This window comes from Candidatus Competibacteraceae bacterium, from assembly GCA_016713505.1.
Taxonomy (GTDB): Bacteria; Pseudomonadota; Gammaproteobacteria; order Competibacterales; family Competibacteraceae; genus Competibacter_A.
In genome coordinates, this window is the sequence record JADJPA010000001.1 from 3,085,200 (window position 1) to 3,108,437 (window position 23,238).

24 protein-coding genes and 1 pseudogene are annotated in these 23,238 nt (G+C 61.0%); 9 read left to right on the top strand and 16 right to left on the bottom strand.

Annotated features, from left to right (window positions below; all coding sequences use genetic code 11):
• Window positions 1-82: 82 nt before the first annotated feature.
• From ugpC to IPK09_14085, 4 genes are all read right to left on the bottom strand, one after another.
• Complete coding sequence (gene ugpC, locus IPK09_14070) at window positions 83-1,216, bottom strand: sn-glycerol-3-phosphate ABC transporter ATP-binding protein UgpC (GenBank protein MBK7984727.1); 1,134 nt, start codon at window positions 1,214-1,216, stop codon at window positions 83-85.
• 21 nt (window positions 1,217-1,237) lie between these two features.
• Window positions 1,238-2,062: a carbohydrate ABC transporter permease gene (locus tag IPK09_14075; protein ID MBK7984728.1), complete on the bottom strand. Its 825-nt coding sequence runs from the start codon at window positions 2,060-2,062 to the stop codon at window positions 1,238-1,240.
• 16 nt (window positions 2,063-2,078) lie between these two features.
• Window positions 2,079-2,990, bottom strand: coding sequence for a sugar ABC transporter permease (locus IPK09_14080; protein ID MBK7984729.1), 912 nt, complete (start codon window positions 2,988-2,990; stop codon window positions 2,079-2,081).
• A gap of 128 nt (window positions 2,991-3,118) precedes the next feature.
• On the bottom strand, window positions 3,119-4,432 hold the full coding sequence (locus IPK09_14085) for a sugar ABC transporter substrate-binding protein (protein ID MBK7984730.1): 1,314 nt from the start codon (window positions 4,430-4,432) through the stop codon (window positions 3,119-3,121).
• Between the two features lie 172 nt (window positions 4,433-4,604).
• Between IPK09_14085 and IPK09_14090 the strand changes: the two genes are divergently transcribed.
• A complete protein-coding gene (locus IPK09_14090) occupies window positions 4,605-5,486 on the top strand; it encodes an AraC family transcriptional regulator (protein MBK7984731.1) in 882 nt (293 codons plus the stop codon).
• 12 nt (window positions 5,487-5,498) lie between these two features.
• Here the strand turns inward: IPK09_14090 and IPK09_14095 are convergent, their stop codons facing one another.
• The 3 genes and pseudogenes from IPK09_14095 to IPK09_14105 form a co-directional block, all read right to left on the bottom strand.
• Window positions 5,499-6,638, bottom strand: coding sequence for a pyridoxal phosphate-dependent aminotransferase (locus IPK09_14095; protein MBK7984732.1), 1,140 nt, complete (start codon window positions 6,636-6,638; stop codon window positions 5,499-5,501).
• 29 nt (window positions 6,639-6,667) lie between these two features.
• On the bottom strand, window positions 6,668-7,816 hold the full coding sequence (locus IPK09_14100; protein ID MBK7984733.1) for a PilT/PilU family type 4a pilus ATPase: 1,149 nt from the start codon (window positions 7,814-7,816) through the stop codon (window positions 6,668-6,670).
• A 13-nt stretch (window positions 7,817-7,829) separates the two neighbouring features.
• Window positions 7,830-7,985: pseudogene (locus IPK09_14105) on the bottom strand (NAD(P)(+) transhydrogenase).
• A 443-nt stretch (window positions 7,986-8,428) separates the two neighbouring features.
• Here IPK09_14105 and IPK09_14110 point away from each other — a divergent pair.
• Entirely contained in the window at window positions 8,429-9,328 is a 900-nt protein-coding gene (locus tag IPK09_14110) for a RibD family protein (GenBank protein ID MBK7984734.1), read from the top strand.
• A 7-nt stretch (window positions 9,329-9,335) separates the two neighbouring features.
• Here the strand turns inward: IPK09_14110 and IPK09_14115 are convergent, their stop codons facing one another.
• The 8 genes from IPK09_14115 to IPK09_14150 form a co-directional block, all read right to left on the bottom strand.
• A complete protein-coding gene (locus IPK09_14115; protein ID MBK7984735.1) occupies window positions 9,336-10,202 on the bottom strand; it encodes a class I SAM-dependent methyltransferase in 867 nt (288 codons plus the stop codon).
• Entirely contained in the window at window positions 10,199-11,176 is a 978-nt protein-coding gene (locus tag IPK09_14120; GenBank protein MBK7984736.1) for a glycosyltransferase family 4 protein, read from the bottom strand. The genes IPK09_14115 and IPK09_14120 overlap by 4 nt, the downstream gene beginning before the upstream one ends.
• A gap of 71 nt (window positions 11,177-11,247) precedes the next feature.
• Window positions 11,248-11,649: a 6-carboxytetrahydropterin synthase gene (locus tag IPK09_14125; GenBank protein MBK7984737.1), complete on the bottom strand. Its 402-nt coding sequence runs from the start codon at window positions 11,647-11,649 to the stop codon at window positions 11,248-11,250.
• Between the two features lie 93 nt (window positions 11,650-11,742).
• Window positions 11,743-12,729 carry a zinc-binding alcohol dehydrogenase gene (locus IPK09_14130; GenBank protein MBK7984738.1) on the bottom strand — a complete coding sequence of 329 codons (987 nt, stop codon included), beginning with the start codon at window positions 12,727-12,729 and terminating at the stop codon, window positions 11,743-11,745.
• A 105-nt stretch (window positions 12,730-12,834) separates the two neighbouring features.
• On the bottom strand, window positions 12,835-13,686 hold the full coding sequence (locus IPK09_14135) for a MaoC family dehydratase N-terminal domain-containing protein (protein ID MBK7984739.1): 852 nt from the start codon (window positions 13,684-13,686) through the stop codon (window positions 12,835-12,837).
• A 92-nt stretch (window positions 13,687-13,778) separates the two neighbouring features.
• The gene (locus tag IPK09_14140) at window positions 13,779-14,330 is read right to left on the bottom strand and encodes a hypothetical protein (protein ID MBK7984740.1); all 552 of its coding nucleotides are present in this window, start codon (window positions 14,328-14,330) and stop codon (window positions 13,779-13,781) included.
• A 71-nt stretch (window positions 14,331-14,401) separates the two neighbouring features.
• Window positions 14,402-14,875, bottom strand: a complete 474-nt coding sequence (locus IPK09_14145; protein ID MBK7984741.1) for a cupin domain-containing protein — start codon at window positions 14,873-14,875, stop codon at window positions 14,402-14,404.
• 230 nt (window positions 14,876-15,105) lie between these two features.
• On the bottom strand, window positions 15,106-15,573 hold the full coding sequence (locus IPK09_14150; protein ID MBK7984742.1) for an N-acetyltransferase: 468 nt from the start codon (window positions 15,571-15,573) through the stop codon (window positions 15,106-15,108).
• A 538-nt stretch (window positions 15,574-16,111) separates the two neighbouring features.
• On the opposite strand from IPK09_14150, the gene gcvH reads away from it, so the two are divergent.
• The 6 genes from gcvH to IPK09_14180 all read left to right on the top strand — a co-directional run bounded on the left by gcvH (window position 16,112) and on the right by IPK09_14180 (window position 20,733).
• Window positions 16,112-16,552, top strand: coding sequence for a glycine cleavage system protein GcvH (gene gcvH / locus IPK09_14155; protein ID MBK7984743.1), 441 nt, complete (start codon window positions 16,112-16,114; stop codon window positions 16,550-16,552).
• Between the two features lie 201 nt (window positions 16,553-16,753).
• On the top strand, window positions 16,754-17,254 hold the full coding sequence (gene tpx, locus IPK09_14160; GenBank protein MBK7984744.1) for a thiol peroxidase: 501 nt from the start codon (window positions 16,754-16,756) through the stop codon (window positions 17,252-17,254).
• Between the two features lie 160 nt (window positions 17,255-17,414).
• Window positions 17,415-17,777, top strand: a complete 363-nt coding sequence (locus tag IPK09_14165) for a diacylglycerol kinase (protein MBK7984745.1) — start codon at window positions 17,415-17,417, stop codon at window positions 17,775-17,777.
• Window positions 17,778-17,885: 108 nt separating this feature from the next.
• The gene (locus IPK09_14170) at window positions 17,886-19,010 is read left to right on the top strand and encodes a glycosyltransferase family 4 protein (protein MBK7984746.1); all 1,125 of its coding nucleotides are present in this window, start codon (window positions 17,886-17,888) and stop codon (window positions 19,008-19,010) included.
• 47 nt (window positions 19,011-19,057) lie between these two features.
• A complete protein-coding gene (locus IPK09_14175; GenBank protein MBK7984747.1) occupies window positions 19,058-20,266 on the top strand; it encodes a cellulase family glycosylhydrolase in 1,209 nt (402 codons plus the stop codon).
• 119 nt (window positions 20,267-20,385) lie between these two features.
• Complete coding sequence (locus tag IPK09_14180) at window positions 20,386-20,733, top strand: hypothetical protein (protein ID MBK7984748.1); 348 nt, start codon at window positions 20,386-20,388, stop codon at window positions 20,731-20,733.
• 34 nt (window positions 20,734-20,767) lie between these two features.
• Here the strand turns inward: IPK09_14180 and IPK09_14185 are convergent, their stop codons facing one another.
• Entirely contained in the window at window positions 20,768-21,481 is a 714-nt protein-coding gene (locus tag IPK09_14185) for a polysaccharide biosynthesis/export family protein (protein MBK7984749.1), read from the bottom strand.
• Window positions 21,482-21,589: 108 nt separating this feature from the next.
• Between IPK09_14185 and IPK09_14190 the strand changes: the two genes are divergently transcribed.
• A complete protein-coding gene (locus IPK09_14190; GenBank protein MBK7984750.1) occupies window positions 21,590-23,236 on the top strand; it encodes a hypothetical protein in 1,647 nt (548 codons plus the stop codon).
• The last annotated feature ends 2 nt before the right edge of the window (window positions 23,237-23,238 follow it).

Consider the following 23,238-nt stretch of genomic DNA (forward strand, 5'->3'; position numbering starts at 1 on the left):
CGACACCTCTCCCCCAAGGAGAGAGGGGAGTAAAAGCCCCTCCCCCATTTGGGGGAAAGGGTTGGGGAGAGGGCTGATGGCTCTAATGCGCCCCCGGTTTGCCCCTGCCGACATCGGCCAGCGGATGGCGGGCAGATTGGACAAGCGCCAGCCCGTCGGTGGCGAACAAGTGACAGGTTGCGCTGCGCACGCCCAGCTGAATCTGATCGTTGACGCTGATGTGGCTATTGCCGTCCACTTCCGCCGTGATCATCACGCCGCTATCCAGCTTGACGTAGGCGTAGGTCGCGCCGCCGAGGCGTTCCACCACCAGCGCCTTGCCGCTCAACTTGCCGTCGCCGCCGCCTTCCTGAATGTGTTCCGGCCGAACGCCCAAGGTCAGCTTATCGCCCGCCTTGGTCGCGCCCGGCCGCACCGGCACGGTCAGGCTGTCGCCGCCCGGCAGTTCGACGGTCACGCCTTCCGGGGCAACGGCTTTTACGGTGACATCCAGGAAATTCATGGTCGGAGAACCGATGAACCCGGCGACGAAGCGGTTGCGCGGATGGTGGTACAACTCCAGCGGCGAGCCGACCTGTTCCACCACGCCGCCCTGCAACACCACGATCTTGTCGGCCATGGTCATGGCCTCGACCTGATCGTGAGTCACGTAGATCATGGTGGCGTTGAAATCGCTGTGCATCCTTGCGATTTCGATGCGCATCTGCACCCGCAGCGCCGCGTCCAAATTCGACAGCGGCTCGTCGAACAGGAACACTTTGGGGTTGCGGACGATGGCGCGGCCGATGGCCACCCGCTGCCGCTGGCCGCCCGATAAGGCTTTCGGCTTGCGATCCATCAGCGGGTCGAGCTTGAGAATGCGGGCCGCCTCGTTGACCTTGCGGTCGATTTCATCCTTGGGAACCTTGGCCAGCTTGAGGCTAAAGCCCATGTTGTCGCGCACCGTCATGTGCGGATAGAGCGCGTAGGTTTGAAACACCATCGCGATGCCACGGTCGGCGGGCGACAGGTCGTTGACCCGTTGGCCGTCGATGCTCAGTTCGCCGTCGGAGATGCTTTCCAGCCCGGCGATCATCCGCAGCAGGGTCGATTTGCCGCAGCCGGACGGCCCGACGAAGACCACGAATTCCTTATCGTTGATATCGATATCGACACCTTTGATGATGTCGACCGGCCCAAAGGATTTCTTGATATTGCGTAAGACGACTTCAGCCATGATCGTGATCCCGGAATGAGGTTACTTGACAGCGCCAAAGGTCAGGCCCGACACCAGTTGCCGCTGGCTCATCCAGCCCACCACCAGAATCGGGGCGATGGCCATCAGCGAGGCGGCCGACAATTTGGCCCAGAACAGACCCTGGGGACTGGAGAACGAGGCGATGAAGGCGGTCAGTGGCGCGCCCTGGGAACTGGTCAGGTTGAGGCTCCAGAACGCCTCGTTCCAGGACAGGATCACCGACAGCAGTCCGGTGCTGGCGATGCCCGGCACCGCCAGCGGCAGCAGCAACAGGAACAGCTCCTGTATCGGATTGGCCCCATCGACCCGCCCGGCTTCCAAAATCTCGCCCGGCACGTCCTTGAAGTAGGTGTACAGCATCCACACCACAATCGGCAGATTGATCAGGGTGTAGATGATGAGAAGACCGGTGACGGTATCCAGCAGACCCAAGGTCTTGAACAACAAATAAATTGGAATCAGCACACCGACCGGCGGCATCATCTTGGTGGACAGCATCCACAACAACGTCGAGGGCGTGCGCTTGGTCGGAAAGAAGGCCATCGCATAAGCGGCCGGGATGGCGAACGCCAGCGCCAGCAGCGTCGAACCGAACGACACCGCGATGGAGTTCCAGACGAAACGCGCGTAGTTGCTGCGCGCGAAGACATCGGTGTAATTCTCCAGCGTCGGCACGAAGAACAGCGAGGGCGGGGTGCTGATCGCCTCGGTTTCGGTTTTGAACGAGGTGAGCGCCATCCAGAAGATCGGGAAGAACACCAGAATGGCGATGACCCAGGCCAGAATCGGAATCCAGCGCGGCGGTTTTTGCAGGGTGGACGGCATGGACATGGCGTGCTCCTTAGCCTTGCTGCAAGTTGCGGGACACGGTGCGCACCAGGAAGAACGCCACGATGTTGGCCAGAATGACGGCGATAATGCCGCCCGCCGAGGCGTAGCCCACATCGAATTGCAACAGGCCGACCGAGTAAATCAGCCAGGCCAGATTGGTGGTCGCGGTGCCCGGCCCGCCGGAGGTGGTGACGTAGATTTCGGCGAAGATCGTCAGCAGGAAGATGGTTTCGATCATGATGACGACCGAAATCGCCCGGCTCAGATGCGGCAGGGTGATATAGAAAAACATCGCAAACGGCCCGGCCCCGTCGATGCGCGCCGCTTCCTTCTGCTCGGAATCCAGCGACTGAATCGCCGTCAGCAGGATCAGAAAGGCGAACGGCACCCACTGCCAGGCGACGATCACGATCACCGAGAACATCGGGTAATCGCTGAACCAGTCGGTGGGGGTTAAGCCGATCATGCTTTGCAGCGAGGCGATCAGCCCATAGACCGGGTGCATCATCATGTTTTTCCACACCAGCGCGCTGACGGTGGGCATGACGAAGAACGGCGCGATCACCAGCAATCGGGCCACGTTGCGGCCCGGAAATTCCTGGTTGTAGAGCACCGCGAACAAAGTGCCCAAGACCACGGTGATGACGAGCACCGACCCCACCAGCACCAGGGTATTCCACAGCGCGGTCCACAGGGCTGGGTCGTCAAACAGGAATTTATAATTTTCGAGGCCGGCGAAACCGGTCAGGGTCGGATTGAGCAGGTTGTAGCGGATGACCGAGAAATACAGCGTCATCGCCAGCGGGACGATCATCCACAGAAACAAGACGCCGACCGACGGCCATAGGAACGGTCGGGTATCGATTTGTCGGGTGGTTTTCGCCGCCACGGCGGCGGGCGGAGCGGATGCCAGGGCCGTCATAAAAAACCCTCGTGCGGAAGATTTCGGGATCGCCTGCCGCCGGTCGGTGGCAGGAACAAGCCGTTACGTGATTCCCTCTCACCCGATCCCTCTCCCTCAAGGGGAGAGGGGAGCAGGGTTGCCAGCGTCTATTTCTTGCCGTAGCCCGCTTGGGTCATGGTGCGGGCGGTGGCGGCCTGGGCGCTCTTCAGCGCCTGGTCGATCGGCATCTTGCCGGTCAGCACGGCGGCGATGGTCTGGCCGACCTGGGTGCCGATGGCCTGGAACTCGGGGATGCCGACGTATTGAATGCCGACATACGGCCGGGGGTTAAGCGTCTGATCGGTGGGATCGGCGCTGGTGATCGCGGCCAATACTGGTTTGGCGAAGGGTGCGGCTTCCAGATACTTGGCATTCTCATAGGTCGAGGTGCGGGTGCCGGGCGGCACGCTGGCCCAACCTTCCTTCTCGCCGACCAATTGGACGTAGGGCTTGGAGGTGGCCCACAGCACAAACTTCTTGGCGGCGTCCTTGGCGTCGGAGGATTGCGGGATGGCGAGCGTCCAGGCCCACAGCCAATGCGCGCCCTTCGGGGTCTTGGCGATGGGCGCTTGGGCGAAGCCGACTTTATCCGACACTTTGGACTGCTTCGGGTTATAAAGCAGGCCCGCCGCCACGGTGGCGTCGATCCACATTGCGCATTTGCCGTTGGCGAACAGCGTCAGATTCTCGTTGAAGCCGTTGGCGGCCGCGCCGGGCGGGCCGTATTTGTTCAGCATCTCGACGTAATCGCCGATGGCGGCTTTCCATTCCGGGGTGTCGATGGTCGGCTGCCAGTTCATGTCGAACCACTGGCCGCCGTAGGTGTTGATCATGGTGGACAGGAACGCGAAATTCTCGCCCCAGCCCGGCTTGCCGCGCAGGCAGATGCCGTAGACTTCAGCCTTTTTATCGGTCAGCTTCTCGGCCCACTGCTTGACGTTATCCCAGGCCGGCTGTTCGGGCATGGCGATGCCGGCCTTCTCGAACAGGTCTTTGCGGTAGAACAGCATCGAGCTTTCGGCGTAGAAGGGGGCGGCATACAGCTTGCCCTCGTAGGAAAGGCCGTCGCGCACCGACTTCAAAATATCGTCCACCGCATAATCGGCGGGCAAATTCTCCAGCGGCATCAGCCAGCCCTGCTTGGCCCAAATGGGAACCTCATAGGTGCCGATGGTCGCCACGTCAAACTGACCGCTCTTGGTGGCGATGTCGGTGGTCAGCCGCTGGCGCAGAACGTTTTCTTCCAAAACCACCCAATCGAGCTTGATGTCCGGGTTTTGCTCCTCGAACTGTTTCGACAGCTTCTGCATGATCACCATGTCGCCGTTGTTGACGGTGCCGATGGTGACGGTAGTGGCCGCCTGCACGGCGGCGGCGAATGATAAAGCGGCAATCACAATCGCGGATTTGCGTAGTTTCATCGGGTTGTCCTCTCCACTCCAAAGGTGTTGTCGGCGTTAATCTAGGAGCCTTATTGGAAATATGGCGCATTCCTTCAGCATCACCAGTACTTGATTCACCAATATCTATACTTTTCTGATGATGGTGCTAGAGGAGGGGAGCGTCATGACGCAACATCAACCGAATCAGGGAATGCCGGAGCTGGAAATCAGCGACAAACAGCCCGGAGCCGTCCGTTACCTCGAACACGGCTGCCCGCACTGGCGGATTCGCTGGCACTACCATGACGAGTACGAACTGCACCTGATCGTCGCCAGCAGCGGCAAGATGTTCATCGGCGATTACATCGGCAGCTTTCGACCCGGCTGCCTAGTGCTGACCGGCCCGCGCCTGCCGCACAATTGGGTGACGAGCGCGCCTGATGGCACGCATTACGAGTTGCGCGATCGGGTCGTGCATTTCGATCACGAGGCTATTGCCGGCGCGGTCACGTTATTTCCGGAGCTGGCCATGCTGCTGCCGCTGCTGGATCAGGCCAGGCACGGCATTGAGTTTTTGCGCCATGGGGAGACTGCCGAAAAGCAGATGTTGCGGATTAAGGAAACGGATGGTGCGGCGCGGGTGGGTTATTTTTATGAGTTGCTTGACATGCTGGCCCGCAGCCCGCAGCAACGCTCGCTGTCAACGACGCATATCGACCTGCCCGCCAACAGCGAATTGCAGAAAAAAGTCGATAGCGTGATTCGCTTTGTGATGGGTCACTATCAGCATAAGATCCTGCTGGGACAGGTGGCGGCGCTGGTCGGGATGAGCGAGGGCCATTTCTCGCGTTTCTTTCACAGAGCCACGGGCAATTGCTTCAACGATTTTGTCAATCGCGTCCGGGTCGCCAGAGCCTGTGATTTATTATCTCGAACCGATATGGCTATAACGCTGATCAGTTGTGAAATCGGCTTCAACAATATCGCCAACTTCAACCGGCGTTTTGCGCAACACAAACGGATGACGCCCAGCAAGTACCGCCAGCAGGCGCGCGAGCGCTATAGCCCTGTGAGCGTTCCACCGCCTCTTTAGTGGGCGGCCGAGTTAGACCGCCAGCGCCCGCCGCAGCCGTTCCAGCCCTTCGGCCAGAACCGGAATGGCGTTGGTGTAGGCGAAACGAACGTGTCGTTCCGGCAGATGATTGCCGAAATCGAGACCCGGCGTGATCGCCACTCCGGTTTGTTCCAGCAGGCGCAAGGCGAAACCGTAGCTGTCGTCGGTGAAGCGGCCGCAATCGGCGTAGAGATAAAACGCGCCGTCCGGGGTGACGGGAATTCGGAAGCCCAATTCGCGCAACGCCGGCAACAAAAAGTCCCGCCGCGCTTGGAATTGCGCGCGGCGCTCCTCGAATATCGCCTGGGCGTCCGGCGTGAAGGCGGCCAGCGCGGCGTGTTGCGCCGGGGTGGAGGCGGCCAGGAACAAATTTTGCGCCAGCTTCTCGGCGTCGTTGACGCAATCGTCCGGAGCGACCAGCCAGCCGAGCCGCCAGCCGGTCATGCCGTAGTATTTGGAAAAGCTGTTGATGACCAGCACCCGTTCCGAATACGCCAGTGCCGTTTGCGGCGCGGCCCCGTAGCTCAAGCCGTGGTAAATCTCATCCACGATCACCCGGCCGCCGCGCTTCTCAGTCATCGCGACAATGGCCGCCAACTCATCGGGTGCGACCACCGTGCCAGTGGGATTGGCCGGCGAGGCCAGCAGCACCGCCGCCGTCCGGTGGTCCCAATAACGCTCCACCGATTGAGCGGTCAATTGATAGCCGCTGTCCGATCCCACGGGAACGCCGACCGGCTCGCCTTCCACCAAGCGCACGAAATGGCGGTTGCAGGGATAGCCGGGGTCGGCCAGCAGCACCCGGTCGTCCGGATTGACCAACAGCGCCGTCGCCAGTTGCAAGGCCCCCGAAGCGCCGGGCGTGATCAGAATCCGTCGGGCCGGCACCTCGACCCCGTAACGCAGGCGGTAATGGTCGCTGATGGCGCGGCGCAATTCCGGCAAGCCGGCGGCGGCGGTGTAGCGGGTGCGGCCCTCCGCCAGCGCCCGCTGGCCGGCGGCGACGATCGGGGCGGCGGTCGGAAAATCCGGCTCGCCGATTTCCATGTGGATGACGGAGCGGCCCTCCGCTTCTAGCTCCTTGGCGCGGGCCAGCAGCGCCATGACGTGAAACGGCGCGATGTCCGCCATCCGGCGGGCCAGCGCGCGGAATCGCCCGGTCACAGCATCCGACCCCGGTTGGTGTCTTCCTCGCGGATGGTCAGATCGATGGAACTGGCGCCGGCACCGGGGCTCGCGCCGACACCGGACCCTTCGGACAAACGGATTTGCAAGCCGACGTTGTTCTTGGAGTCGGCGTTCTTGATGGCTTCTTCCCGAGAAATCTTGCCGTCTTTATACAATTTGAACAGTGATTGATCGAAGGTCATCATGCCCGATTCGGTCGATTGCTCCATGGCGTCCTTGACGTAATCGATCTTGCCCTTCTGGATCAAATCCGCGATGTAGGGGCTGTTGAGCAACACCTCCACCGCCGGCACCAACCCCCCGTTGATGGCGCGGATCAAGCGCTGCGAGACGATGGCGCGCAAGTTCAACGACAGATCCATCAGCAACTGCGGCCGGGCGTCCTCGGGGAAAAAGTTGACGATGCGCTCTAGCGCGCCGTTGGCGTTGTTGGCGTGCAGGGTGGACAGCACCAGATGGCCGGTTTCGGAGAAGGTCAGCACGTATTTCATCACGTCGCGCTCGCGGACCTCGCCGACCAGGATCACGTCGGGCGCTTCGCGCATGGCGCTGCGCAGGGCGTTTTCGTAGCTGTGGGTGTCGATGCCGATCTCGCGCTGGCCGACCACCGATTTCTTGTGTTGGTGGGTGAATTCGATGGGGTCTTCCACGGTGAGGATATGGCCCGGCGCGCTGGCGTTGCGGTGGTCGATCATCGACGCCAGGGTGGTGGACTTGCCGGAGCCGGTGGCGCCGACCAACAGGATCAGGCCGCGTTTTTCCATCACCAACTGCCGCAACAGCGCCGGCAGGCCCAGTTCCTCGACCTGTGGGATATCGCCTTTGATGTAGCGGATCACCATGGACACCTCGCCGCGCTGCTTGAACACGTTGGCGCGGAAGCGGCCGACGCCGTGCAGCGGAATGGCGAAATTCAATTCCCAGTCGTGTTCGAATTGCTTGATCTGGTCGTCCTTCATGACCGAATAACCGATCTCGCGCACTTGGCCCGGTCCCAGCACTTTGTTGCCGATCGGGCGCACCACGCCGCCGATTTTGATGTTCACCGGCGCTCCGACGTGGAAGAACAGGTCGGATGCGTTCTTGTCGACCATCAGTTTGAGATACGGAGTGATGTCCATGCGAGGCCCTCCCTCAGGCCAGCCGGTTCGGTCCGTCCAACGCCGCGACCCGGTACGCTTCGGCCATGGTCGGATAGTTGAACGTGGTATTGACGAAATAGTGAAGGGTGTTGGCCGCCCCTTGCTGGGCCATGATCGCCTGACCGATGTAGGCGATCTCCGCGGCCTGGCCGCCGCGACAGCGAGCGCCGGATTCACTGTTGCGGCGACGAATTTTTAAACTGTCGGGGTGGGTTACCGCGCCCGATCGGCCTTCCTTGGTGGCCTTCATGGTGGCTCCTCCGCCCCTAGGGCTGGTACCGATCACGATGACATCGTATTTCCGATCGTTCATTATGGGGCTCGTCGGGGTCGTGGCAGAGTAAACCAATCAGTATCCTACAAGGCCTGTCATTTTGGGTGAATAGTATATTTGATTTTACATCAAGCAAAAATAGCTGGGAAGTGGATAACAGGACATGCTGGCCAATTTTCGTCGCTAGCTGCATTTTAGGGGTGACGGTGCTACAACGTGGTTCAGGTGTTGTGGTTGAGAGCTAATACGTTTGGTGGGCGAATGACCGTGAATGGTTCGGGGTTGCGTTTCAAGCCATGGCTGGGACGGTCGTCGGCATGACGCCGCCCTCAGCGCTCGGGCCGGAACACGTTTGGACGCTGCTGCTGGCGTTGCGCCGCCACGTTCGGAAATCATCCAAGATCCTGGTCCGCTTGGGAGTTGGGCTCGATGCGGACGGTCAGCCGACGATACTGTCCGCCACCGATCCCGCCGCCCTGGTCGGCATCGCCAGCGCTGGCGGATGGCTGGCCCGGACTCCATTGGACCCGCTCGGCGCGGAATTGTTCGATTTGTATTTAGCGGTGGCGCTGGCCTGCCGGGCGCGGCCGCTGACGGTGGCGCATCTGGGGCAAAGCCTGGATGGGCGCATCGCCACGCTGGAGGGTGCTTCCCGCTACGTGAACGGCTCGGAAAATCTGCTGCACCTGCACCGAATGCGAGCGCTGTGCGATGCCGTCGTGGTGGGCGCCAACACCGTGGAATGTGATAACCCCAGACTCACCACCCGGCAGGCGGCGGGTCCCAATCCGGCGCGGGTGATTCTCGATCCAAGTCGCCGGTTGGCTGCCGGTCATGAGGTGTTTCAAGACCGGGCGGCGCCGACTTGGCTGGTTTGCGACGAGGCGTTGACCGAAGGCGCGGGGCCGGGTCAGGCCCGAATCATCGGTGTGCCCCGGCGCGGTCGGTCTCTCGATTTGCGCGCGGTTTTGGACCAATTACACACGCGCGGTTTCTTCAGTGTTTTCGTGGAAGGCGGCGGGCTGACGGTTTCATCGTTTTTGGAGCAAAGGCTTTTGGATCGGCTGCAAATCACCATCGCCCCCTTGATCATCGGCTCCGGTCGGCCCGGCATCACCCTGCCGGCGGTTCGGGATTTGGAGCAGGGACTGCGGCCCCGCTGCCGGCGTTACGCGCTGGGCGAGGATGTGTTGTTCGAGTGTCAGTTGCGGGACTGAAGGCCGACTAGCACAGTCGGGCGAATAAATCCCAGTGTCCGACGTTAAGGCGAGAGGCTTTGCGGTCGATGAGGCGCTGGCGCTCCGAGGTCCAAGCCGTCAGCCAATTCGTCGTTTGCGGGTCGAGTTGGCGGACGACGCGGCTCCAACCCGATAGCAACGTCGTTTGCATGGCGTCGTGTTCTGGCCCCAACCGCCAGGGGCTGGGACGCAACATCACCCGGTACCCGAGTTCCCGCAACCGAATCGCCAGCGTCGCCGGCGCGTCGGGTCCGAGCGCCGGACCGAACCCCTTGTCGGTGCGCTGGTGGCGGTTATGCCGTTCGCGCACCCACTCGTCCTGTTCCAGCTCGGGCTCCCAACGGGTGCGGCCGTCGTAGCTGAGGGCCACATACACCGCCGCCCGCCATTCCCGACACTGCTGGGCCAGACGGTCCAGCCAAGCCGCCGAGGTCAAATCCAATAAGGCGGAGGCGGTGACCAAAGCGTCGGCGCGCCGCTCCAATCGCTCCCACCTGTCAGTCAAATCCAGCCTGATCCGTTCGAGGCGATAACGGCGCTCCGCGCCTTCAAGCGTCAGCGTGGCCGCCTCGGCGCGGACCGACAGCTTTCGCGCCGCCGCCCACTGTTGGAGCCGCCGGTCGCCGCCCGCCAGCAAATCCGCATCATGATCGACTAGCCGCCAGTCTTGTTCTTGGCTCAATAAGGGCGCTAGGATCCGAAAATTCGCGCCGGTCCCGCAGCCCAAATCCAGCACCGAGAGCGCGTCTCGTTGTCGGCTCCACGCGATCAAGGCCGCGATCAATTCCGGATCGCGGGCAACCGCATCCAGCGGTTCGCGCAGGTCGAGCCAATCCGCCGCGAAATCCGTCATGCGGCGGGCACCGCATCGAGCGCGCCGGCGAACTGCGCGCCGGCGCTCGGCCAGTCGGGCAGCGCCGCGCGCGCCGCGCGCGCGCCGGCGGCGAGCTGCTGACGATATTCCGGTTCGGTCAAGACGCGCGATAGAGCGGCGGCCAGCGCCACTTCATCGCCGGGCGGAACCAGCAACCCCGCGTCCGCTGGCACTGTGTCGGGAATCGCGCCGGCGGTGGTGCTGACGATGGGCAAACCGCGCGCCAGCGCTTCGGCCAGCACCATGCCGTAGCCTTCATAAAAAGAGGGCAGGACGAAAAGATCGGCTTCCAGATAGCGGGCGGCCAGCGCCTCGGCGTTCAATTCGCCCAACCACGCCACGCGATCGGTCAGCGCCAGGTCGCCCGTCAGAGTTTGCAAGGGGGCGGCGGTGACCGGATCGAGCGTTGCGCTGCCCGCGCAGCCCAAGCGCCAAGGTAGCTGCTTGAGCCGCGCCAGCGCCCGCAACAGCACGGCATGGCCCTTGCGGGGCGTCAAGCTCGCCGCGCAAAGCAGCGTCGGAGTTCCATCGGTCGAGCCGGTCGCCAGCGGAGCCGGATCGGTGCCGGGCAGAACCACGAGGCAGCGTTCGGGAGCGACTTGGTAATCCGCCAGCGTTCGTACCGTGTGGGGGCTGGTGACGATGATTTGTCGGACGGCGCGCAGGGCTTCGCATTCGCTGCGATAAAGCTGTCGTTGCAGCGCCTCGTCCAAGCCGGTTTCCAGCGCCAGCGGATGATGGACCAGTCCCACCAGCCGCAACCGCTCTCGCTGGGGGACGACAGCCGCTGGCATCGCGCCCAACGCCAAGCCGTCCACGACCGCCAGCGCTCGCGCTGGCAACGCGGCCAGTACGGCGACCGCTGCTTGTAGCGCGGCCGGAGTCGGCGTTGGAAACGATGCGTCGAGCCGATGCAACTCGACCTGCCAGCCTAGCGCCGTCAGGCCGGTCATGATCCGGCGGTCGTACAGATAGCCGCCGGTGCGGGTATCCGGGTCGCCAGGAATCAGAAAATGAACTGATTTCAAGCGAGCGGACCTTCATAAGCCGCCCAAGCGGCGTGGGATTCGTGCAAAGCGACGCGCATGGAACTGAGTCCCGCCGTGTTGGCCCCCAGTTGACCCTCCTCAATACGCGCGGCAACGCGGTCGAAAATCTCGCGCGCCAGAAATTCGGTGGTGGTGTTGCGGCCCTTGAATTGCGGCAGCTCATCAAGATTGCGGTAATTCAATTCATCCAACACCGAATGCAGGCAAGTCCCCAGCTTGCCGATATCCACCACCACGCCCTCGGGGTCCAATTCGGGACGACGCAACTCCAGATCGACGACATAGGTGGCCCCGTGCAAACGCTGGGCGGGACCGAAGGTTTCTCCCCGGAAGCTATGGGCGATCATGAAATGATCGCGGACGCAGACGGTGTACATCATGATGGCTCGACCTTGGGGTTGGAGGTGAAGTATCTCGGGATGACAGGTTATTGGAGCCCCTATGACGACTGATTGCAACAAAAATAGCCACTACTGGGTATAGACCAGACGATGGCATAACACACCTTGCGGATTGTGGCTGAGTTCGGCCATGACGCGCGGCAATTCCACAAAGGGACTTTCGCCGCTGAAGACCGCATCTAGCACCGGATCGTCCAGTAGCTCCATGACCGTGCTCATGCGCCGCGGGTGGTTCCAGCGGGGGCGCTGCGCGGTAGCGATGGCGCCGACTTGAGAGCTGCGGATCGTCAGTCGTTTGGCGTGGAAGTCCTCGCCGAGCGGTAAATTGACCGGGTGAGTGCCGAACCAGCTGGCTTCCACGATCACCGCTTCGAAACCGGCCAGCCGCAGCGCCGCCGCCAAGCCCTCCGGCGCTCCGCTGGCGTGGAGCACTAGATCTTGCCCGCCTTCCGCCCGATCTGGCGCGACCCAGCGCACGCCCAGCGCTTCAGCCACTGTTTCCTTAGCCGCATCGGTGTCTACTAACTGAATCTGGCAGCCCGGCAACCGGCTGGCCAGTCGGGCGATCAGGCAACCAACCACACCCGCACCGATGATCGTGACGCGGTCTCCCAGCCGGGGTGAAGCGTCCCACAATACGTTAAGGGCAGTTTCCAGGTTGGCGGCCAGCACTGCCCGGCCGGGCGGAATCCGGCTTGGAACTAGCGTGACCGCCGCCGCCGGGACGACATAGCAATCCTGATGGGGATAGAGGCAAAACACCGTTCGCCCGCGCAAAGCCGCCGGACCGCTCTCGACCACGCCGACGTTGCAATAGCCGTATTTCACCGGCGCTGGAAAATCGCCTTCCTGAAAGGGCGCGCGCATGGCTTGATACTGGCTGGGTGGCACTTCGCCGCGAAACACCCGACTTTCGGTGCCGCGGCTGATGCCGGTGTAGAGCGTTCTGATCAATACCTCATTGGGCTTAGGATCGAACAACGGCCCATCCAAAAGCTCGCCACGACCGGGCGCCGTCACCCAAAACGCGCGGGCGGTCAGGTTCTTTTGGGGCATCGAAAACGATCTTTAGACGGGTCGGCGTTCCGGTTCCACACGCTTAGCATGAATGCTCAACGGATATGAGCCGGTGTCCCAGCGCGCTGGAGCGGTTGCGGTTTTTCAGCCGATAATCGCTTCGGCCTCCATGCAGACCGTACCGTTGTCGAGTCGCGCCTGAAGGGCGGTGCTCTTTTCCCCAGGAGTGGCATGGAGCGTGATGGAGTGGCCGAGCGTCGCGGGGGCCAAACCGCGATAACGAAATTCGCGCACCCGACCGCCGCTGAGCTCTTCAGCGTAATCGGCCAGCAGGGTGGCGTTCAGCGGACCGTGAACCACCGGGCTTGGATAGCCTTCGACCTCACGACAATAGTCCATGTCGTAATGGATGCGGTGGGCGTTGAAGGTCAGCGCCGAATAGCGGAACAGCATGGTTGAGGTGGGCGTGTATGTTTTAGTGTGCGGCGCGGGCGGCGGGGCAGGCGGAGCACTGGTTTTTTGACCCGGCGGCGTGAAATCCTTGTAAACGATGTCCTGGTCCTCGCGAATCAGCAACTCGCCCTGCACGGTGTGCAGCTCGTGGATCACGGTCACGAAAACCAGGTCGCCGGAACGGCCCTGTTTGTGGTCGACTTTCACGATGGTTGATGTTTTGCGCACGGTAGAGCCGATGGTGGCTGGCGCCTGGATCGATACGCGGCCGCCGGCCCACATGCGATTGGATAGCGGCACCGGCGGTAGGAACCCGCCGCGCGCGGGATGGCCGTCGCCGCCGAGCTGGCTGGTCGGCGGTCCATCCAGAAAATAGAGCCAATGCCATGATGGCGGCAGGCGCTCGCCGTCGCGAATGCGCTCCGTCGCCCAGTAATCGACCGTCGCGGCCATCAGCCGGGCGTGACGGGCTGCGATTAAATCCTCGTCGGCGCGCGATTTTCCGATCCAGGTTCTGAGGTGGTCGAGATCGATTTCGCTCATGGGCTCTCGTTCCTTGTTGTGGGTGCTGCATGGTCGGGTAGTGGACGGTGTTGGGCCGTCAAGCAAGGATAGGCAACGAATATTCGGTTCGGCTACCACGTCAGCTCAAGGTATTGGCCGACTCGAAGCTCGGCCCATTGTCGGCTGACACTTTCCATTTTTGTATTGATTCTTGCAATGGTTTCGGGCGAGTACTGGTTGCGCTCGTTGTTGGGCATTGCGGCCAGGATGCTCTTGGCGGTATCGACCATTTTCTTGGCGCGGTCTTTTAGCGCTGGTTTGGGCGAAGCGGACAGCCAGTTGAACCAGCAGACATAAGTGGCCCGCTCGGAGCGCATGGCATCCTTATAGCCGGCGTCGGCCAAGGATGTTCCCCGTTTCATGGAGCGGCGATCCGTTCGTGAGGTCCTGCGGTTTGGGGTGGTATGTCGATGGTGAAAGGTTCGCGCGGTACCCCCGGCCGCCACCTGACCGAAAATCCCCCATTTGATCCCCAGTTCCTGCTCCACGATGAAGTGTTGCATATCATGGGGGAGGAGCGGATCGTAGCCGGGCGCTGAATCGACGCGTGGCGGTTCCGTACCGTCGCGGAGCACGACGACGGAATAACGGCGTTCTCCTGTCTTATGAAACTGCACGCGCATGAGTTATTTGGCAACGTCGCGAGGCGGGGTAGGCTGTTGGCGCTTGAGTCCAGTAAGCATTGGCTTGATCTTCATTTTTTTGGATTCGTAATAGCCTTCAAATCGACCAGGTTCCACTCGCCGCTGTTGCGATAAAGGCGCTTCTGCTTATTCGGATAATCGGCGACATCTTGTGCTAGCCGCTGCCCCATTACTAAGCAAACCAAGGTTTCTTGTCCTTTGTTCGCGAGGCTGTGAGCGGCGGTGTTGCGTGGAAAGGCCACAAAATCGCCTTTCTCCATTTGGTATTGATCTCCCTCGATAACCAGTAAGCCGTTTCCAGAAAGAATATAAATGCATTCTTCTTCGTAATAGTGTTTGTGGTATTCGGTGGTATCCTTTCCAGGCTCAACATAGATGATATGCACGCCAATGTGATTTAGGCCGACCGCATCCCCAAGCGATTTATTGATACGCACAGCATTAGGATTGAGAAAGTGGGTCTTTTTATTGCCAATCATGTTCTCGATATCGGCTGCTTTTAGCAGTAGTTTTCTAGTATCCATAAAGCACCATCGAAAAATCGATCAATATTCTGTGTAGAGGTGTATGTAACGGATGCTTTCATAACCACGTAAATCTAGCCGGCGCGGTGCGCCGCGCCGATATGCGGATGGGCCGGTACAGTAAGGGTTGGTAATCCAGGAAGTCTTTCGGCTGCCGTGAGGCAGCCTTGTGCCGCTCCTCGCCGCCGACCGCTGGAGAGTAGCGGAAGCGGGTCGGCTTGAGCGCATTGTTAGCCCTTTGCATCGAATGCTTCATGGTAAGTAACCTTACCCGCTGTAGAATGCTGCCCAAACGCCAACGACAGGAAATACTCTTGGGGAACACCCTCCAATACGCACCCACGCCGGTTTTTGAAGCCGAACCGCCCGTAATAGCTCGGCTCGCCCAGCACAACGCAGCCAGCTGCACCAAGCAAGCGAAGCCTAGCAAGGCCGCTGCTGATGAGTGCCTTACCGATACCTCGGCGCTGAAACTCTGGCAGAACAGATACTGGGCCAAGACCATGCCAATGCAACGAACCATCTGAGAATTGCACGGGTGAGAAAGCAATATGGCCCACCACCTGAGTTGCATGCTCGGCGACGAGAGAAACAGAAAGCACCTCGGCACGACGCAGAGCTAGAACAATGAACTGCTCAGTGTGGTCGCTATGCGAAACTGACCGAAACGCCAACTCCGTTACATGAGTAATAGCCATGATGTCTGTGGACTGCTCTAGTCGGATGTTCCATTCACTCAAGTTTCGGGTCTCATGCTTTTTAAAGGCTAACTATTAATTAGACACCCTAAAAGGTATGTTTTTTCACACCATGATGGTGTACAAATTCGTGTTTACAAATAAATAATGCAATATTAAATGAGTTATAATAATGCAAGATACCACGCGCCCTAAATATAAGCATGATGATTCCTTTTTGTTGTAGTGGGGTGGCCCAAGCCTCTCAAGCGCAGTAGGTGTTTCGGTATTCATGCATTAAAAATCAAACTTTCCGTGTTTTTTATAGGTAAAAACGGGCGGACACGCGCATTGATTGAATGATAGGCGATAAAAAATCCTTTTTCCAACAACGCTATGCCGCTGATCGGGGCATCGCGCAAAACCTCTGTTGACCTCGGGCAACTCCCTGATCGATATATCTGCCGCCGACCATTTCGGGCTAACATGATGCCTTCATGCTAACGGGGTTTTCCTGATCGACTGAGATCTACTTCGAACCGAAGTTGAGGAGCCGAACATGAGCAAGAGCATCATTCCCACACACCTGCGCTATACCGAAAATCACGAATGGGTGCTGGCCAGCACCGACGGGACCGTCCTGATCGGCATCACCGACCACGCTCAACATCTGTTGGGCGATCTGGTGTTCATCGAAATCCCGGAAGTCGGCCGCGCGGTCGCCGCTGACGAAAGCTGCGCGGTGGTCGAATCGGTCAAGGCCGCTTCCGATGTGTACAGCCCGCTGGATGGCGTGATCGTCGAAGTCAACGAAAACCTGGCGGATAACCCGGAACTGGTCAATCAAGATCCCTACGGCGAAGGGTGGATTCTTCGGATCGAGACTACCGCTACGTTGGATGGCTTATTGGACGCCATCGCCTACGAAGCCCTCGCTCGCGCCGACGACGAAGAAAACGGTGAGTTCCCGAGCACGCTGGCCAATCCGGCCTTGATTTGAGACCGGACCAGCGCGACGTGCGCGAGGGCAGCCGCGCCCACCGGGCCGCCGCCCGCGCCGCCGATTTCGCCAAAGGCCATCCGAGTAGTGCAACTGCGCGACCGAGTTTGTCAGCGGCGGATTGAAACGGTATCGTCTAAGCTATGCAGAAGGTCCGTGCTGTCCGTTGATTTTCCCAACCCGTTTTGAGGAGCGAAATTCATGGCTACCATCACCTTCAAAGGCAACCCCGTCACCACCAACGGCGACCTTCCGGCCGTCGGCGCCGCCGCTCCCGATTTCAAGCTGGTCAAGGGCGATCTGAGCGATGTCGGTTTGAGCGCGTTCGCCGGCAAGAAAAAGCTAATGAGCATTGTCCCTAGCCTTGATACTTCGGTCTGCGCCCTGTCCACCCGCAAGCTCAATGAAGAGTCGAAGAAACATCCCGATGCGGTCGTGCTGATCGTTTCAGCCGATCTGCCCTTCGCCCAAAAGCGCTTTTGCGACAATGAAGGCTTGAGCAACGTGGTGCCGCTGTCGATGATGCGCTCGCGCAACTTCGCCAAGGATTACGGCGTCTTGCAGGAAAGCGGCCCGCTGGCGGGGCTGACCGCCCGCGCCGTGGTGGTGCTGGATGAAAACAACCGGGTTCGCTACACCGAACTGGTGCCGGAAATCGCCCAAGAACCCAATTACGCGGCGGCGCTGGCGGCGCTGAACTAACCGGTCCATGCCGATCTTCGATCCCTCCTGTTACGGGCGGTGGGATAACCCCGCCGCGCCCGAAACCAGCTTCGCCCCCGGCCCGTCGCGGCGCTTGAGCCAAAGTCCCTCCGTTCGCCACAGCAAACCGGTCCGGCGGCCGGTCAGGTCCTGAGCCGTCATGGCCTTTCAAAACCACACTGGCTGGCGGCGGCTGATCAATGCGACCGGCTATTCTTGGGCGGGGCTTAAAGCGGCCTGGCGCAACGAGGAAGCGTTCCGTCAGGAAAGCCTGTTGTGCGCGCTGCTGGCACCGTTCGCCTTGTGGCTGGGCGACAATGCGGTCGAGCGCGCGTTGTTGGTCGGCAGCCTGCTGTTGATCGTGATCGTCGAACTGCTCAATACCGGCATCGAAGCGGCCATCGACCGCATCGGCCCGGAACGGCACGAACTGTCGGGTCGGGCCAAGGATATCGGTTCGGCGGCGGTGTCGGTCGCGCTGCTCAACGCCGCTCTGGTGTGGCTACTCCTGTTATTATCGTAACGTAGGCAGACGCTGACCTTTGCTTGGCGATCTGTTACAGTTCCTACCTATTTCTCTCCTTAAAGGCGTGCTCGAAGGGCTGCACGCTTGACAACTTTTGGAACCACTATGACTGACCAACGACCAATCCGGGCTTGGCACTTCGGTCCCGGCGGCACGCGCGGGCGCGGCGGCATGGGACGCTTCCTGGCGTATCTGATCCCGACGCTGAATCGGGAAAATCCCGATCTGAACTGTCAGGTCATCGATAGCTACGGGCCGGGCGCATTCTGGCAAATGCCCTTCTGGTTCGGCATCGCGTTGTGGCGGTTGGGCTGGAACGCGGCGCTGGGCCGGATCGATCTGGTCCATCTGCACATGGCCGCTTACGGCAGCATCTTGCGCAAGATACTGTTGTTAATGGTGGCCCGCGCTTTCAGCGTGCCGGTGCTCGTCCATTTGCACGGCGCCGACTTTGTGGAGTTCATGGATCGCCTGCCAGTTTTTATGCGTTATTTTTTTATCAATCGTCTTAAAAGTGCTACCTATCTAGTGGCAATCGGCGATTACTGGTGTTATTATGTGACCCAATCTTTGGGGATTCCAACGGATCGGGTGGTGGTGATCCACAACGGTGTTCCCGATCCGCTGCGGGAGGCGGGCATCGCCGAGCGCACCGCCAGCCGTGCCGATCATCGGTTGCTGTCATTGGGTGAGTTAGGGCCGCGCAAGGGGACACCCGAGGTGCTAGCGGCGCTCGCCACGCCCGAGGTGCGCGAGCTGGCTTGGTCGGCCGTCCTGGCGGGCAACGGGCCGGTGGAGGCGTATCGGGACGAGACGCGACGCCTGAATCTGGCGGAGCGGGTCGAATTGCCCGGCTGGATCGAAAGCGCGCGGGCGTGGCGCTTGTTGGCCGAAAGCGGCATTTTTCTGTTGCCTTCGCGCATGGAAGGGCTGCCGGTGGCGATTTTGGAAGCGATGGCGATTGGCGCCACCGTGATCACCACGCCGGTCGGAGCCATTACCGACGCCATCGAAGAGGGCGTCACCGGCTTGCTGGTGCCGGCGGGTGATGCCCCCGCGCTGGCGCAGGCCATCGCTCGGTTGCTGCGCGATCCCGCCTTGCGGGCGCGGCTGGCTGAGGCGGCGCGCCGGCGCTTCGAGGAGCGTTTCACCATCGAACGCACCGCCGAGAAAATAGCGGCGCTGTATCGTCGCGTCGCGGCCCAGCCTGTACGGGAGTCGCTGATGTAAAAGAGTATTTATGAATTCGCCGCCGGTGCGGCGCAAAGGAAAAGGGTATGTGGGGTGTTCGGTTCTGGCGCGCTGTCGTCGTGGGGTTGATCGTCGCGCTGTTTCACGGTGTGGCGGCGGCTGAGGATCTTCCCGCCTTGCGCCGGGGTGTCAATTTGAGCCACTGGCTGCAATATCAGGGCCGCCAGCCCGTCACGTCAGCGGATTTGGCCGCGATCCGCAAGGCCGGTTTCGATCATGTCCGTATTCCCTTCGACCCGGCGCGCTTGGGTTGGAACCCCGACGCGCAAGGCAGTGCCGCCAATGCCTGGCCGGGGCTTGCCGAACTCGATCAGGCCGTGGATGCTTCGCTGGCGGCGGGGCTGGCGGTCATTGTGGACTTTCATCCAGAAGGCGCGCTGCGCGACCGGATTGAAAAAGAATCGCCGGTCGGCAAGGCTTTCGTGGAGGCGTGGCGGATGCTGGCGGCGCGTTACGCGAATCGGCCCGCCGACCGGTTGACCTTCGAACCGTTAAACGAACCCCAATATTATCAACTCGATGGCGCCAGCCGCTGGCGGCGCTTGCAAAGCGATGTGGTCGGTGCGATACGGCAGCAAGCACCATCCCATTGGATTCTGCTGTCCGGCACGCGCGGTGGCAGTATCGCCGGGCTGGAGTCAATGTCGCCGCTGACCGATCCCCGGATACGCTACGTCTTCCATTTTTACGAGCCGATGTTGTTCACCCATCTCAATGCGCCGTGGGAGCCGTTCCTGTCCGGGCCGCAAGGGATGATCGCGGGCTTGGGGTATCCGTCCGATTCCCCGCAGGCGCTGGCCAACTTCCGAGTAGTGCCGGGAGCCGACGCCAAAGCGGCTAACGACGCCGTAACTCAGTACGTCGCCGAAAAATGGAACTCCTCGCGCATCGCTCAGGAGATTGCCAAAGCGGCTGCCTGGGCCAAGCGTTACCAAGTCAAGCTGGTGTGCACCGAATTTGGAGCGTTGCGCGCCTCGCTCGACGCCACATCCCGCAACCTCTGGCTGCGCGATGTTCGTACCGCCCTGGAAGGCGCGGGCGTCGGCTGGAGCGTGTGGGATTATGCGGATTTCTTTGGAATCGCCACGGCGACGGGCAACATAAGCTCGACCGCCGATGGCGCGGTGATCCCTGGTGATTTACAAAATCCCGCGCGCCTGCTCGACGCCGGTAGCGTGGCCGCGTTGGTCATGGACGTTCCGCCGCCGGGGTTGTTGCGCGTTGTCGAACGGTGAGACATTCGAGTGCGGGAGGTTGGCGCTAAAGCCCGTAGTCCGCGGGATTCGCCAGCAGGCAGCGGAATGCCGCCGCTCAGTGATTCCTGGCCGGTAAAGAGTGTAAAATCTGAGTCACCATGATGATCGACTGGCATCGAACACCGACCGGATGGGCGGCACTGGTTCTAGTGGGAGGGCTTTTAGGACCGGGCACGGCCGTCGCCGCTTGCCAGAGTGACAGCGATTGCAAGCCGGGACTGCGTTGCCTGTTTGCCCGCGAGCGCCCGCAAGGCGTGTGCGCCAGTTGGTCGCCTTCCTTGGAGCCGATCTCCAAACCCGCCCAACCGTCAGCGCCCGCGAGCCAATCGGTACCCTTGAGCCAGCGGGGCGGCGTCGGTTTTCCCTGTCAGTTCACCCAGGATTGTCTGCCGCGCTTTGCCTGTTTCAAGCTCGGCGCTCGCCTGGAAGGACAATGCTTCCGCTGAGAGGGTTTCCGGCGAGCCGAGCCGCCCGGATGAGCTAATACTGCGTTCTAGTGTTGCGGTTGATGGTGTAGCCGAAGTTGGTTGAAAGCGCGAGATTGTTGTAAATCAGTTGGTGGAGCCAGAGGTTGACCTCGGCGAGGTCGGAGCGCGGTACGTAAATCATATCGAAACGCCGCAGCGGCACGTCCTGTTCGGTGCCGCCCTCGATGATCCGCCGCACGTTCACCACTTTCAGCATCGGTTTGCCTTGACGGGTGCGACGGAGCAGGATCACCCGGTCCATGCGAGCGGTTTCGCGGAAACCGCCCGCTTCCAGCACTCCTTCCAGCACGCCCATGCGGTGCGCCAGTTTGAGGACGCCGGCCCGCTGGACTTCGCCGCCGACATAAATGATTTCGGAACTGAACATGCGAGGGACCACGATCGCTTCCGGGTGGCGAAACTCGGTAGCGTAACGCTGGCGCAACTCCTCGGCGATATCGCCGGGCGTGCGGTCCAGCACCTTGACCGAGCCGATCAACGACAAATGGATCAAGCCATCCGGCGAGACGATCACGCGGTCGCTGAACTCCGGGTTATAAATCAGTTTGACATCCAACTCGTCGCCCGGCAGGAAACCGTAGTCTGGAAGCTCGTCGCGCCACATCTCAAAGCCGAGCGGCTGCTGTTCTTCAGGACGGAGCGGAGAGACGCAAGCGCTGGCCAGCAGGCAGCAAAGCAGGGTCAGAATGCGAACGTGTTGGGACATTGGTAAGGCTGTCAGCTTCTTTGGCGTTTATTGTTTAAGATTATGCGATATTCTGGCATCTGCCCAATGGAAGGAAACAATGGATTATTTGTCAACGAGTAATTTCGCATGAGCTCCCCTGAACCCGCTAACGACGCAGGCCAGCGCGGGGGCAACGGGCCGCGCCTGACCCCGCTGGCGCCGCATGTTGCCTCCCGTCATACCTTGCGCGATGTCCTGATCGTCATTTTTCGCGAGCGTCGCCTGATTATCTTAACTTTCAGTCTCATTCTAGCGATCGGCCTGCTGGTGTCCCTCAAGCTGGGCATGACCTACACCGCCGAAGCGCGCCTGCTGGTGCTGCCCAGCCGCGATTACGTGATGCGGCAGGATGTCGGCGAAACCGGCGTCAACATGGCGCTGGGCGATGATCGAATCGTGCGCTCCGAAACCGAGATTTTCAACAACTCCCAGTTGGTCGAGCGCGTCGTCGAGGATATCGGGCTGGCGCGGCTTTATCCCGATATCGCCTCCGGCGCGGGGAATCAAGGCTCCTTTCTGCCGCGCGGCTGGCGGGCGCTCACGGAGCTTTTCAGGGGTCCTGAAACGGTGGAGACAGGCAAAGAGTCCGGGGTCGAGCCGCTGACCGAACAGGAGCGCAAGCGGCTCAATCAGGCGGTGGTGCGCTTCATTTCCAAGCTGGAGGTGTTGCCGGTCAAGGATTCCAGCGTGATTCACCTGACCTTCTCCCACCCGGACCCCACCATCGCCGCCGATGCGCTCAATCGGTTGGTTCAGGCTTACCTGGAACAGCGTTATGAGGTCTTCGCGCTGTCCCGTTCCCAGGTGTTCGCCCAGCAGCGCGATAATTTCTCCCAGCGTCTTGGCAAGGCCGAGCAGGAGCTGGAAGCGTTCAAGCTCAAGAACGACTTCAGCGCGTTTGCCGATCAGAAAACGATGGTGCTGCGCCAGCAGGCGGAGATTCAGAACGACAAGATGGATACCGGCACCCGCCTGCGGGAAATCGAAGGGCGACTGGCGGCGGTCCGCGAGCAACTGACCAGCGTTCCCAAGGATATCGCGCTGTACGAGGAAAGCGGCCAGCAAGACGCCCGCGACACCGCCCGCGCCACCTTGGTGACGCTGGAAGCCCGCCGCAACGAGCTGCTGACCAAGTTCAGCGAAACCAGCCGGTTCATCACCGATCTGGACCATCAAATCGCCAAATTGCGCGCCATCATCAGCGGCACGCCGCCCAAGGAGTCGATCAGCCGCCGCAGCGGTCGCAATCCGCTCTACGATGAATTGGGGACCGAGCAGGTCCGCCGCGAGAACGAAGCCGCCGCGCTGCGAGCGCGGCAAAAATCGCTCGACGGGCAACTGGCGCGAATCACCGAACGGCTGGGGGCGTTCGACCGGCTGGAGCGCGATTACAACACGCTGATGTTGCAACGCACCTTGCTGGAGAAAAACCTACAGATTTACGCGCAGAAAGCGGAAGAGTCGTTGATTCAGGAAGAGCTCGACCGGCAGAAAACCGCCAACGTGCGGGTCATCGAGCAGGCGCAAATCCCGCGCGAGGGCAAAAGCTTGCGAGTGATGGTGTTGGGGCTGGCGCTGATCGGCGGGCTGGTGGCGGCGCTGGCGCTGGCGTTCTTGAAGGATTTTTTCCGTGAAGTCTTGATCTCGCCGGAAGACACCGAGCGGGTGTTGGGCTTGCCGGTGCTGGTGGCGGTGCCGCTGAAAACCCTGCCGGCGCGCCCGGCTCGCGCCTGAGC